This is a genomic window from Plantactinospora sp. GCM10030261 (assembly GCF_042666615.1).
Lineage (GTDB): Bacteria > Actinomycetota > Actinomycetes > Mycobacteriales > Micromonosporaceae > KBS50.
Genome location: NZ_JBHTDD010000002.1, coordinates 108,154 through 120,853, shown reverse-complemented (window position 1 = coordinate 120,853; position 12,700 = coordinate 108,154). Strand labels below are relative to the sequence as shown.

At 73.7% G+C, this 12,700-nt stretch carries 8 protein-coding genes; 3 read left to right on the top strand and 5 right to left on the bottom strand.

Going from position 1 to position 12,700, the window contains the following annotated elements; translation table 11 throughout:
• Window positions 1-95 precede the first annotated feature (95 nt).
• Window positions 96-1,985 (top strand): hypothetical protein, encoded by a 1,890-nt coding sequence (locus ACFQUZ_RS04040; protein ID WP_377437684.1) that lies wholly within the window; start codon window positions 96-98, stop codon window positions 1,983-1,985.
• 19 nt (window positions 1,986-2,004) lie between these two features.
• Here ACFQUZ_RS04040 and ACFQUZ_RS04035 read toward each other — a convergent pair whose 3' ends face one another.
• Both ACFQUZ_RS04035 and ACFQUZ_RS04030 read right to left on the bottom strand, forming a co-directional pair.
• Window positions 2,005-4,026 carry a hypothetical protein gene (locus ACFQUZ_RS04035; RefSeq protein WP_377437682.1) on the bottom strand — a complete coding sequence of 674 codons (2,022 nt, stop codon included), beginning with the start codon at window positions 4,024-4,026 and terminating at the stop codon, window positions 2,005-2,007.
• The gene (locus tag ACFQUZ_RS04030) at window positions 4,026-5,930 is read right to left on the bottom strand and encodes a hypothetical protein (RefSeq protein WP_377438126.1); all 1,905 of its coding nucleotides are present in this window, start codon (window positions 5,928-5,930) and stop codon (window positions 4,026-4,028) included. Before ACFQUZ_RS04030 ends, ACFQUZ_RS04035 begins: the two co-directional genes overlap by 1 nt.
• Window positions 5,931-6,283: 353 nt before the next feature.
• On the opposite strand from ACFQUZ_RS04030, the gene ACFQUZ_RS04025 reads away from it, so the two are divergent.
• Window positions 6,284-7,468, top strand: a complete 1,185-nt coding sequence (locus tag ACFQUZ_RS04025; RefSeq protein WP_377437680.1) for a hypothetical protein — start codon at window positions 6,284-6,286, stop codon at window positions 7,466-7,468.
• 90 nt (window positions 7,469-7,558) lie between these two features.
• Here ACFQUZ_RS04025 and dxs read toward each other — a convergent pair whose 3' ends face one another.
• A complete protein-coding gene (gene dxs, locus ACFQUZ_RS04020) occupies window positions 7,559-9,577 on the bottom strand; it encodes a 1-deoxy-D-xylulose-5-phosphate synthase (RefSeq protein ID WP_377437678.1) in 2,019 nt (672 codons plus the stop codon).
• 220 nt (window positions 9,578-9,797) lie between these two features.
• Here dxs and ACFQUZ_RS04015 point away from each other — a divergent pair, with 220 nt between their 5' ends.
• Complete coding sequence (locus tag ACFQUZ_RS04015) at window positions 9,798-10,040, top strand: hypothetical protein (RefSeq protein WP_377437676.1); 243 nt, start codon at window positions 9,798-9,800, stop codon at window positions 10,038-10,040.
• Window positions 10,041-10,170: 130 nt separating this feature from the next.
• On the opposite strand, the gene ACFQUZ_RS04010 is transcribed toward ACFQUZ_RS04015, so the two are convergent.
• Window positions 10,171-11,457 (bottom strand): anhydro-N-acetylmuramic acid kinase, encoded by a 1,287-nt coding sequence (locus ACFQUZ_RS04010; protein WP_377437674.1) that lies wholly within the window; start codon window positions 11,455-11,457, stop codon window positions 10,171-10,173.
• Window positions 11,457-12,680, bottom strand: coding sequence for a class I SAM-dependent RNA methyltransferase (locus tag ACFQUZ_RS04005; RefSeq protein ID WP_377437671.1), 1,224 nt, complete (start codon window positions 12,678-12,680; stop codon window positions 11,457-11,459). The genes ACFQUZ_RS04010 and ACFQUZ_RS04005 overlap by 1 nt, the downstream gene beginning before the upstream one ends.
• Window positions 12,681-12,700 lie beyond the last annotated feature (20 nt).

Below are 12,700 nucleotides of genomic sequence, written 5' to 3'. Positions count from 1 at the left end.
GGCGCCTCCAGGCCGAGCGGCGCGGTGGACCGCCGAAGCCGCCGACATGCCCGGCCCGGACCGCACCGGTCCACTCGCCTGTACGATGTCGCGTCGTGCCTGTCTCGGTCGTGGACGACCCGTCCGCCGGACCCACCGGACCCGGTGGGTCGGCGCCGGCGCGACGCCGTACGCCCACCCGCGTCGATCTGCTGGTCATCGGAGCGTACGCCGTGCTCGGTGTCCTCGTCTGCGCCAGCTACTGGGTGGACGTGAACCAACGGGTCTCCTCCCACCTGCCCACCGACCACAGCTGGTTCGAGTGGCTGTTCTCGCACGGCGCCTACTCGGTGCGGCACCTGGAGAACCCGCTGTTCTCCGACCGGCAGAACTTTCCCGACGGCGTCAACCTGATGGCGAACACGTCGCTGCTCGGCGTCACGCTGCCCATGTCGCCGATCACCATGCTGTTCGGCCCGCAGGTGGCGTACGCGCTCTACCTGGGTCTGGCGCTGTCCGGCACGGCCGCGACGGCGTACTGGGTGCTGCGCCGGGGCCTGGTCCGGTCACGGGCCGCGGCGGCCCTGGCCGGTGGCTTCCTCGGCTTCGCGCCCGGCATCGTGCACCACGCCAACGGCCAGCCCAACTTCGCCTCGAACTTCCTGCTGCCGCTGATCGTGGGCCAGGTGCTGAGGCTGGGTCGACCCGGCCGGCGGTGGCGGCGAGACGGACTGACCCTCGGCCTTCTCGTGACGTACCAGATCTTCATAAACGAGGAGATGTTGCTGCTCACCGCGCTCGCCTGCGCGGTGATCGTCATCGCGTACGCGGTGCAGCGGCCACGGGACCTTCGGGCCCGGCTGCTGCCCGCCGCGGGGAGCCTCGGCCTCGGTGCCGGACTCACCCTGCTGCTGGCCGCCTATCCACTGTGGTTCCAGTTCAACGGCCCGCAGTCCTACCGCGGCCTGCAGGGCGGGGTGTTCCACAACTGGGGCGAGGATCTGGCGGCGTTCGTCACCTTCGCCCGGGACACCGTCGCCGGCACGCCGGCGGTGGAGGAGACCATCGGCGTCACCGAGCAGAACACCTGGCTCGGCTGGCCACTGGTGCTGCTGATCCTGGTCGCCATCCCGATGCTGTGGCGGCGGTCGGTGCCCGCCCGGATCGCCACGGTGCTGATCGTGGTGTTCGGCGTGCTGTCGCTCGGTCCGTCCGTGCGGCTGAACGCACAGGACACCGGCCTGTACGGCGTGTGGCACTACCTGCCGGACGATCTGCCGCTGGTGGAGATGATGATGCCCACCCGGCTGAGCCTGGTGCTGGTCGCCGCCGTGGGGGTGCTGATCGCCCTGGCCTGGGACCAGCTCGCCGCCGGACGTGGCCCGGTGAGCGACGACAGCCGGGCGAGCGACGACAGCCGGGCGAGCGACGGCCGCGACCTGGAACCCGACCGGGCCGGCGACGAGTCCGGCCGGGTCGGTCGGTGGTTCCGGCTGGCCGGGTACGCGGCGATCGCGGTGGCGCTGCTGCCGCTGTTCCCGGAGCCGCTGCCGGCCAAGCACATCGACCCGCCGCCGCACTTCATCACCTCGGGCGGCTGGCGGCCGTACGTCCCCGAGGGTCGGAGCCTGGTGCCGGTGCCGCTGCCGAACAACGTGCAGGGCCTCACCAGCCTGCGGTGGAGCGCGCTCACCCGACACGAGTTCCCGGTCCCCGGCGGCTACTTCATCGGCCCGGGACCCGAGGGCGAGGGCATCTTCGGCGTGGCACCACGCCCCACCACCGGGCTGATCTACCGGGTGGCCGACGGTGGCGATCAGCCGGCCGTCGGGCCGGAGCAGCGCGCGCAGGCCGTCGAGGACCTGCGCTACTGGCGGGCGTCCGTGGTGGTGCTCGGCGCGCATCCCCGGCAGGACGAGCTGCGCGCGCTGGTCACCGAGCTGCTCGGGCCGCCCCGCCGGGTAGACGACGTCTGGCTGTGGGACGTCCGGTCGGTGGTCGGCTGAGCGGGCCGGCGGGGGACGCTCAGTCCACAAGCGGACGCACGTCCCAGACCCAGGCTCCGCCGATCATCCGGCCGGGACCGAGTAGTTGGTCCACGGTCGCCTTGACCGGGCCCCCGTAGGTCAGGCCGCCCTGGACCACCACCGCGGCCCGCCAGTGGCGCAGGTCCTCGACGGCCTGCGCGCGCTGCTCGGGGCCCACCGACGCCACCTCCCCGGTGGCGGCCACCCGGTCCAGCAGCACGGCGGTCGGCCGGTCCGGGGAGCCCCACCGGGCGTGCGGGTCGTCCGGTCCGGTGGGACCGATGAAGTATCCGCCGGGCGCGGTGAAGGCGACGCCGGTTCGGGCCGACCAGTACATCCCGGCCGTGGCCTCGCTGCCCTTCGTGGGGGGCACCGGGACCAGAGTGCGGCCGGGGGGAACGTACTCGCGCCACTGCCCGCTGGCCACGAAGTCCGGCACCGGCCAGGCCGGCTTGGTCCGGATCGGCGTGGGCGCCACCGGGAGCAGGACGGCGACGATCGCTCCCGTCCACAGCAGACGGACCGGCGGGCCGCCCGACGGGAATCGGCCTGTCGCGGACCGGCCCGCCGGCTGGGAACGCCGGTAGACCCCGTCGAGGGAGAGAGCGACCAGGATGCCCAGCACCGGGATGCAGATCAGCGCGAATCGCGCCGGCACCACAAGGTCGATCATGGGAAGTTCGGTCACCAGCCGGTACGGGCCCGGCAGGCCGGTGTCCATCCGGCGGTACCGGATCTCGGTGCCCAGGGAGAGCAGCGCGAACAGCACCCCGACCAGGGTCAGCGCCCGGACCAGCGGCCGGCGCCACTGCCAGTACGCGATCACGGCGGCGAGCACGATGAGGCCGAGGCCGAAGAACGAACTCTCCTCGGACAGGTTGGGCGACAGGTGGCCGGGCACCGCGTCGCTGCCGGTGAGCGACTGCCGGGCCATCGCCGTGTACGACGCCAGGTCCAGGTTGTGGCTGCTCGGGGTGAACGGCATGTCGCGGTAGTGCGCCGGACCGAAGAACTGGAACCACAGCGGATACGCCAGGACCACGGCGGCGCTGAGCGCGCCGACGGCCAGCCGGCCGCTCACCGGACCCACCCACTCGCGGGCCCGCCGCGGGGAGGCGACCGCGTATCCCACCACGAACAGCCCGGTGGCCAGGACCGCGAGGACCAGCACCTCCTCGCCGAGGAAAATCTGGTACGTCACAAGCGCGCCCAGCAGCAGGCCGCGCCGCACCGTCCGGTCCCGACCCGGGTGGAACACCACGGCGAGGATCGCCGGCACCAGGAACTGCGAGATCATGTGCAGGTGGCAGGTGGCCTGGGAGATCATCCCGGGAGCGAAGCCGCAGAACAGCCCGCCCACCGCCGCGGCGACACGCGACCGGACCAGTCGCCGGGACAGCAGCAGGTACCAGGCGGCGGCGGTGCCGGCCAGGCAGAGCACGATCGCCAGCCGCAGCGTCACGGTTGGCCCGAACGCCCAGGTGACCGGGGCCAGCGGCACCCCGATCCCGAGGACCGAGGTGTTGGCCATCAGGTTGACGCCGTCCGGCGCGTTCAACTGGGTGGTGTAGAGCGGGTTCTCCAGGTGGCGTACGGCGCGGGCCGCGTGCGCCAGCATCCACTCGAACAGGATCTGGTCGTTGTCGGCCAGCACCATCCGGTCCAGGTGCCGCCACAGCCTGGCGGTGACAAGCATTCCGAGGCCGACGAAACCCGCGATGACGTACGCGTCGAGGAGTGCCGGGCGCCGCCAGCCCCACCGCCGGCCCGTCTCCGCCCCGGGCGTTTCGGACCGGTCCTCGCCGGATCGGGTGCCCGTCGAGGCGGCAGGGCCGGGGCCGGCGCCGGGGTCGGTGCCGGTGGTGGGGCCGGTGCCGGGGTCGCCGCCGGTGGTGGGGCCGGTGCCGGTGGTGGGGCCGGTGCCGGTGGTGGGGCCGGTGCCGGTGCCGTTCCCGCCGGCCGCGACCCGTCGGCCGGTGTCTGGATCACCGGCCGTGCCGACGGGGTCGGCCGTGGGCATCAGGCGGTCCGGCCGCTGATCGGACGGACGTCCCACACCCAGACGTCGGACTGTTGCCGGGCCGGGCCGACCAACTGCTCGACGGTGCGCCGCAACGCGTCGGCGTTGTGCTCCCGTAGCGGCAGCACCAGGATGGCGGCCCGCCAGTGACGGAACTCGTCCTGGGCCCGCCGGCGTTGGCGCTCGGTCGGGGTGACCGGCCGGCCGGTGGTGGCCACCTCGTCGAGCAGTTCGCCCACGCCGCTCGGCCGGCCGCCGAACCTGCCGGAGTCGCCGGTGTTGCCGTTGCGCGGGGCCAGGAAGTACCCGCCGGGGATCTTGAACCCGAGATTGGTGGCGGCGGCCCACCGCATGCCGTGGGTGTGGCCCATCGCCGGCACCGGGATCGGCACCAGGGTCTCGTCCTCGCCGACGTACGGCTTCCACTCGCCGGAGGTGATGAAGAGCGGCACCGCCGGACGGGTGATCTCGGTCAGCGGGATGGGCAGGATCGGCACCAGGGCGATCGCCAGCGCGCCCACCGCGACCCGCCGGACCACTCGCCGGTCGCCGACCTGGAGCCGCCAGGCGCGTTCGACGCCCAGTGCCAGCAGCAGCCCGATCACCACCGAGGTGATCAGCCCGAACCGGGTGGGCACGACCGCGTCCAGCAACGGCGCCCGGACCAGCAGGTCCCACGGTCCCCAGACGGCACCACGGTGCCAGTAGGAGATCCGCTCCCCCAGCGACAGAACTGCGAACAGCAGGCCGGTGACCGCCAACGCCCGGACGATGACCTCGCGCCGCAGCCAGATCACGATCGCCACGGTGAGCAGCGCCAGGCCCCATCCGAAGAAGGCGTTCTCCTCCGAGTAGTTGGGAGCGAGGTTGGCGTTTCCCCGCTCGTTGCCGCCCAGCGTCGCGGTGCCGGGGTTGACGAACGCCGCCAGGTCGTTGCCGTAGTCCCGGACCGCGTCGCTCAGCCCGTGGTACGCCTGCGGGCCGGCGAACTGCACGTACAGGGGATACGCAAGCAGGCTCCCGGCGACCACCGCGCACACCGCCAGCCCGATGCCCAGCGGTCGCCACGCCGTCCGCCACCGGTACGGCTGCTGCGCCAGCACGGCCAACAGGAACACCCCACAGGCCAGCGCGGTGAAGAGCAGGATCTCCTCGTTGATGAACGCCTGGTAGGTCACCAGCGCCGCCAGCAGCAGCCCGTCCCGCACCGGCCGCCGGGAGCGGGTCAGCACCATGACCCGCCAGACGATGAACGGCAACAGGAACTGGCTGATGATGTTCGGATGCCAGTTGGCGTGGGAGAGCATGGCCGGGGAGAAACCCAGGAACCAGCCACCGACCATCGCCGCCAGCGGCACCCGGACCACGTGCCGGGACAGGACGTAGTACCAGGCGTACGCCGTGCCAGCCAGGCCGAGGGTCACCAGGGTCACGAACGACACCGCCGGGCCGAACAGCAGCGTGATTGGCACCATCGGGATGCCAAGACCGAGGATCGCCGTGTTGGCCATCAGGTTCACGCCGTCGGGGTAGTTCAGCCGGTCGGTGAAGAACGGGAACTCACCGTGCAGCACCACCCGCACCGAGTGGGCGAGAAAGTACTGCACCTGGGCCGGATCACTGCTGTAGAGAGGTGCGACCCGCCGAGCCGGGTTGAGCCAGATCTGGCTCGTCACCCAGACGCCGGCCAGCAGGAACACGCCGAGCACCGCAAGGTCCCGCCGCCAGGTCGGCCAACGCCGGTGTCGGTCCGCCGGACGCTCGGCGGTGCCGGCAGGCGTCGCGGTGCCGGCAGGCGTCGCGGTGCCCGGTTGATCCGTGCTGGCCCCCGGGCCGTCCGGTCCAGGCCGCTCGCCGGGTACGGGTGTGCCGGCTGCCGAGGCCTCCCGTGCCGAGCCGTTCACCCGCCGGTCCGCCTCGTCCACCCGGGCAGATCGGCTCCCGTTGGCGGCCCGGTCGGCCGGCGCGCCGGCCTCGTCGGTGGCCGCCTTGCTGGTGGCACGCCTGCCGGACCCGGGCTCCTCCGGGTCCGACGGCGGATCGAGGCTGGGCTCGGCAGGAGTCACAGTCGGCGGAGTCTACCGGAGCGGTGGAGGCGGGCCGGCGCGACCGGACCCACCGGGCCGACGGGTCGCGGCGGGTGCGAGTCGGCCCGGGAACGGGTACGCACCATGGACCGAGCTTACCGAGGCGCGGCCCGGAGCCGGCCGCGAATTGCGTACGATGTGGCTTCCGCCGAGATGAGGGAGCGCGGATCGTGAGGGATGTCCGCCGTCGGGTCGCGCCGGTCGTCGCGGCGACGCTCGCAGTGCTGGTCGGCGGCTGCGGTGGTGCGCCGCAGCCGCCGACGGCGGTGCTGCGCGCCGGATTCGACACGCTCGACGGCACGCTGGCTGTGTGGCCGGCACGGGGCGCCCTGGCCGGTCAGCCGCAGGCGACGGCCGAGGTGAGCCGGGCGGTGGCGGACTGGCGATCCCCCGCCGGCGACCGGGTCTACCTGCCGGCCTCCGGCATCCTGTGGCTGGGCGAGATCGGTGGTCGCCAGCTCGCGCTGGTCGCCGCGAGCGTCCCCGGCACCAGCGCCTCGTGGCTGCTCCAGCTCACCGGCACCGGAGCGGCGGTCAGTGTGGAACGGGCCGTGGAGTACCCCGACCCCGGCTACCTCGTCTACGCCGACGTGCTGCCGGTGGCGCTGCCCGACGGACGGCATTACCTGACCTCGGCCCGGGTCGAGAAGCTGACTGGTCCGTCCGGCACACCGGTGGCCACCACCGACGGGCTCACCGACCGGGTGGACGTGCCGGCCTGCGCCCCCGTGCAGCTCACGGCGACGCTACGGGAGACGGACTCGCTGCCCAACGGCAAGGCCGCCGACCGGCTCGTCGATCTGGGCACCGGCATCGAGTCGCCGCGCTATCCGATGATCAGCGACGAGTCCGGTACGGCGCTCACCGCGTTGGACGGGCTGGACACCTGCGCGCTGGCCGCCGACGACGGTCCGTTCGGCAGCGTGGAGCGGCGGATCACCGGCCGGCCGGCACCCCAGTCGGTCCCGGCATCATGGCCGATCGACCGGCTCACCACCCGCCCGCTCGGCGAGGTCAGCCTGTCCCCCGACGCCTCCGCCGACCTCGATCAGATCAGCTGGCGGACCGACGAGGGCATCATGACCTCCGTCGTGCTGCGTCGATCGGACGCTGCCCCGGTGGCCAGCCCGGCCGACCGGTACAACCCTCTCCAGAGCTACGACCTGACGGTCGCGGACCGGGAGTACCTCGTCCTTGTCTGGCGGGCCGCCCCGGACAACTCGGTGTCGGTGCCCGCCGGGATGAGGCGGCTGGTCGACCGGCCGGGCCTCGTGGTGGTCGACCGGCCGGCGGAGAAACGGACGTTCAGCCTCGCCACCCCGGACAAGACGTACTACCGCTCGGCGGGCGGCTGACCGCACGGGCGGCCACGGAGATCCCACCCGGACGACGCGCGTCGGGGTCGCGACGGTCGCCGTCCGGCGGCCGGCGCGACCCCGCGACGGTCAGCTCCGCGAACCGCGCCCCTTCGCCGGCTTGCCGTTCTCCCGGGTCTCCGGGTTGCCGTCGGCCGGCATTCGCACGGGGTCGATCGGCTCCTCCAGGGACGAGACCCAGCCGGTGATGTCCCGTGCCACGTCCTGGGCGGTGAGTCCCAGGTCGGCGAGGATCTGTGCCCGGGTGCCGTGCGGGTGCCAGGCCACCGGGACGCCGAGGTCGCGCAGCGGCACCCGGACGTCCGCGTCGCGCAGCGCCTTGGCCAGCGCGTCGCCGATGCCTCCGGCGCGTACGCCGTCCTCCACGGTCACCACCAGGCGGTGCTGGGCGGCGAGGGTTACCAACTCGGTCGGCACCGGGCGGACCCAGCGCGGGTCCACCACGGTCACCCCGTAGCCCTGCTCGGCGACCCGGTTCGCCACCTCGACCGCGAGCTGACCGAAGGCGCCCACGGCCACCAGCAGCACGTCGGTGCGGGCCGACTCGGCCAGCACGTCGACCTGACCGCCCGGCCCGTCGCCGTCCGGCGTGCCGATCCGGCGGACCGCCGGCAGGTCCGTCGCCACCGAGCCGGTGGGGAACCGGACGACCGTCGGTCCGTCGGTCACGGCGACCGCCTCGCGCAACTCCTCGCGCAGGGTGGCGGCGTCCCGGGGGGCGGCCAACCGGAGGCCGGGAACCACGCCGAGGATGGACATGTCCCAGATGCCGTAGTGGCTCGGCCCGTCCGGACCGGTCATCCCGGCCCGGTCCAGGACGAACGTCACCGGCAGCCGGTGCAGTGCCACATCCAGCAGGACCTGGTCGAACGCCCGGTTGAGGAAGGTCGCGTAGAGCGCCACCACCGGGTGCATCCCGCCCAGCGCGAGACCGGCCGCCGAGGTGACCGCGTGCTGCTCGGCGATGCCGACGTCGTAGACCCGGTCCGGGTGCTTGCGGGCCAGTGACGCCACCCCGGTGGGTTCGGCCATCGCCGCGGTGATCGCCACCACGTCGGGCCGCTCGTCGGCGATGGCGATCAACTCGTCCCGGAAGACGTGGGTCCACTTGACCGAGGGTGCGGCGAGCAGCTTGCCGGTCTCCACGTCGAAGGCGCTGCTCGGGCTGTGCAGGCAGTCGGCCTCGTCCTCCTCCGCCGGCCGGTAGCCGTAGCCCTTCCGGGTCACCGCGTGCACGATCACCGGTCCGCCGAAGTGCTTCGCCGAGCGCAGCGCGGACTCCATGGCGGCCTCGTCGTGCCCGTCGACCGGGCCGACGTACTTGATGCCCAGATCCTCGAACATCGCCTGCGGGGCGACCGCGTCCTTGATCCCCTTCTTGACCGCGTGCAGCACCTCGTACATCGGCCGGCCCACCAGCGGGGTGGAGCCGAGGGCGTCCTTGACCGTGTCGAGCACCTTCTCGTAGCCGGGATTCAGCCGCAGCGCGGAGAGGTGGTCGGCCAGCCCGCCGATCGTCGGGGCGTACGAGCGGCCGTTGTCGTTGACCACGATGACCAGCGGGTTGCCGGCGGTGGCGATGTTGTTCAGGGCCTCCCAGCACATGCCCCCGGTCAGCGCGCCGTCGCCGACCACGGCGACCACGCTGCGCTCCTCACCACGCAGCGCGTACGCCTTGGCCAGCCCGTCGGCGTAGGAGAGCGCGGTGGAGGCGTGGCAGTTCTCGACCAGGTCGTGTTCGCTCTCCGCCTGGTGCGGATAGCCGGACAGCCCGCCGCGCTGGCGGAGCTGGTCGAAGCCGTCCTGGCGGCCGGTCAGCATCTTGTGGACGTACGCCTGGTGCCCGGTGTCGAACAGAAAGCGATCCCTGGGCGAGTCGAACACCCGGTGCATGGCGATCGTCAGCTCCACCACACCGAGGTTGGGACCGAGGTGCCCGCCGGTGCGGGCGACCTTCGCGACCAGGAAGTCACGGATCTCGGCACCGAGGACCTTCAGCTGTTCGGCGGACATCCGCTTGACGTCCTCGGGGTTACGGACGGAGCGGAGCAGGCCACCGTCGGTTGCCGGATCCTCGTCAACACTCATGACGGAAGAGTCTATCGGCCCTCACGCCACCCGCAGCTCGGGCTTGGATCACCGTCACCGGATCGCCACACCCGGAGGCACGTCCGGGCCAACGGGATCCGCCGAACCGGCCGGTCAGTTCGGACGCTGAGCCGGTCCGCAGCGGCATACCGGTCGATACGATCGGCCGGTGAGTGGGGGGCCACGAGACACGTCCGTCCCCGACCGCGAGGTCCCGCCGATGCCCGTCCCCGATCGGTCACCCCCGCCCGGCCCGCCCCGCTGGACCTGGCCGTTGCGGCAGATGCCGCACGGCCGGCGACCGGCCGGTGACCGCGCGGCGCCCCGGGCCTCCGGGCGGTACGCGGCGGGCCAGCTCCTGGCGCTGGTACTGGTGGCGCTCCTGGCCCTACCCGCCCTACCGGCGCTGATCCTGGTGGTCCTCTGGCTCCGCCACCGCGACACCGCCACCCGTCGCCGCTGATCCCTCACCAGCTCCGTCGCCCCCTCGCCGGCTCCGTCGCCCCCTCGCCGGCTCCGTCGCCCCCTCGCCGACTCTGTTGATCAAGAGATCTGCGTCATCCCCCCGGCGTGTCATGACGCAGATCTCTTGATCAACGCGGGCAGGCGGAGGCGGGAGCGGGGGCGACGCGGAGGCGGCGCGGGCCCGGGTCGGCCGCCGGTTGCCGGCTGGTCGGCGCCGGGGCGGGCCAGCCGGCGGCCGTCCAGCAACCCAGCACCGCCGGCTCGGCGGCGCCGGTCACCGACGGCAGCGACCCGGGCAGCCCGTGCCAGGACAGCCAGCCGAGCAGCCCGAACGCGTACGCCTCCTTGGCCTGCGCCGGCACGCCGAACTCGTCGCTGAGCCGCAGCCGCCAGCGCCCCGCGCCGAGGTCCGCCAACCGTCCGGTCAGCACCGGATTGCGCACCCCACCCCCGGCGGCGATGACCTCGGTCACCCGATGCCGGTCGCAGGCCGCCGCCACGGCGCGCGCGGTGAGTTCGGTCACCGTGGCGATCACGTCGTCACCGGGCACCGGCCCGGCCACCGCCGACAGGTGCCGATCCAGGTAGCCGGCATGGAACAGTTCCTTGCCCGTGGACTTGGGCGGCGGGGCGGCGTAGTACGGCTCGGCGAGCAGGCGTGCCAGCAGCCCCTCGTGCACCCGCCCGGCCGTGGCCCGGCGGCCGTCGATGTCGTACGGCTCGCCATGGAACCGGAGCGTGGCGGCGTCGATCAGGGCGTTGGCCGGCCCGATGTCGTACCCGAGCACCGGCGCCGGCGGCGCGACCACCGTGAGGTTGGCGATGCCGCCGAGGTTCAGTGCCGCGCGCGCCAGCGGCGGACCTCCGGCCGTCGCACCGCCCGGTCCGTCCCCCAAGGCCGCGCCGACCCGCCCGTCCTCCGCCGCCGCGCCGACCCGCCCGTCCTCCGCCAGCAGCAGCGCGTCGAAGGCCGGCACCAGGGGCGCCCCCTGGCCACCGGCCGCGATGTCGGCGGTACGCAGGTCGGACAGCACCGGAAGCCCGGTACGGCGGGCGATCCAGGCCGGCGCACCGAGCTGCAGGGTGCCGCGGGCCCGACCACCGTCGACCCAGTGGAACACCGTCTGGCCCGGCGAGACGACCAGGTCAGCCCGACCACCGGCCAGCTCCAGGCCGACCGCCGCCGCGTCGGCGAACACCTGACCGAGCCGGGCGTCGAGCCGGCAGACCGCCTCGACGCCGCTGGCTGCCGGCGGCAGCACCGCCGCGATCGCGGCGCGCAGGTCGTCGTCGTACGCCAGACCGCGGGTGCCGACCGGACGCAACCAGAGCGTCTCCCCGTCGCGGTGCCAGTCCGCCACCGCCACGTCGACCCCGTCGTACGAGGTGCCGGACATCAACGAGACGGTACGCATCAACCGAGCGCCGGAACCAGCAGCCCGACGCACTCCACGTGCTGGGTCATCGGGAACAGGTCGTACGCGCGCAGCGCCGCCAGCCGCCAACCCGCGTCCACGAACGTCCGTACGTCCCGGGCGAACGCCGCCGGGTCGCAGGCGACGTACGCGACGGCCCGGGCGCCCGACCGGGTGATCGCGGTGCTGACGTCCCGGCCGGCGCCCGTCCGGGGCGGATCGAGCACCACCAGGTCGACCGGGCCGGTGATCCGGCGGCGGCCCAGGGCCCGCTCCACCCGGGCGGCCACCACCTCCACCTGGGGCAGGTCCGCCAGGTTCTCCCGGGCGGCGGCGACGCCCACCGGGTCGGCCTCGACCAGGGTGATCCGGCCCTCCGGGCCGAGCGGACCGGCCAGTGCCGCGGCGAAGAGGCCGGCTCCGCCGTACAGGTCCCAGGCCGACTCGCCGACGACCGGAGTGAGCAACTCCAGCACCGCCGTCCCGAGGGTGTCCGCGGCGGCCGGATGCACCTGCCAGAACGCGTTGGCGGGCAACCGCCAGATCCGGCCGACGGCCGCCTCGCGTACCGTCCCGGAGCCACGGACGAGGCGTTCCCCGGCGGCCGAGACGGCCCGCGCGGTCACGTCTCCCCCGGTGCTGGCGACCGTCGAGATCTCCTCCGCGTCGGGCCAGCGGTGTCCGGCGGGAGCCAGCACCGGCAGCTCCTGGATGGCCGGGTGGGCGATCCGGCACCGGTCGATCGGCACCACCTCGTGCGAACGGTGCTTGCGCAGCCCGGCCCGGCCGGCGGCGTCCACGGTGTAGCGCACCCTCGACCGCCAGCCGAGCTGCCCGCCGGGCACCGGCCGCACGGTCGGGTCGAGCGCGTCGATCTCCGCCTCCGGCAGCCGGCCGAGCCGGGCCAGTTGCTCCCGAACCACCGCAGTCTTCCAGGCGAGCTGCGCGTCCGGCGCGACGTGTTGCAGGTCGCACCCGCCGCACCGGTCCGGTTTCGCGTACGGACACGGGGGCTCGACCCGGTCGACGGCGGGCGTCAGCACGGTCACCGCGTCGGCGCGCAGGAACCCGCGATGCGACTCGGTGATCTCGGCGACCACCCGTTCCCCCGGCAGGGCGTGCCGGACGAAGACCACCTGCCCCTCGTGCCGCGCCACGCAGTGCCCGCCGTGCGCGGGCGGGCCGACCGTCAGCTCGACCCGCTCCGCCTCCTCCGCGGTCATCGGCCGGCCTCCGGCCCGCC

Excerpts from the sequence above, each read along its gene's own strand:
- ACFQUZ_RS04035 (WP_377437682.1), bottom strand. The coding sequence starts at position 4,026 with ATGCCCACGGCCGACCCCGTCGGCACGGCCGGTGATCCAGACACCGGC.
- dxs (WP_377437678.1), bottom strand. The coding sequence starts at position 9,577 with ATGAGTGTTGACGAGGATCCGGCAACCGACGGTGGCCTGCTCCGCTCC.
- ACFQUZ_RS04015 (WP_377437676.1), top strand. The coding sequence starts at position 9,798 with ATGCCCGTCCCCGATCGGTCACCCCCGCCCGGCCCGCCCCGCTGGACC.
- ACFQUZ_RS04010 (WP_377437674.1), bottom strand. The coding sequence starts at position 11,457 with ATGCGTACCGTCTCGTTGATGTCCGGCACCTCGTACGACGGGGTCGAC.
- ACFQUZ_RS04005 (WP_377437671.1), bottom strand. The coding sequence starts at position 12,680 with ATGACCGCGGAGGAGGCGGAGCGGGTCGAGCTGACGGTCGGCCCGCCC.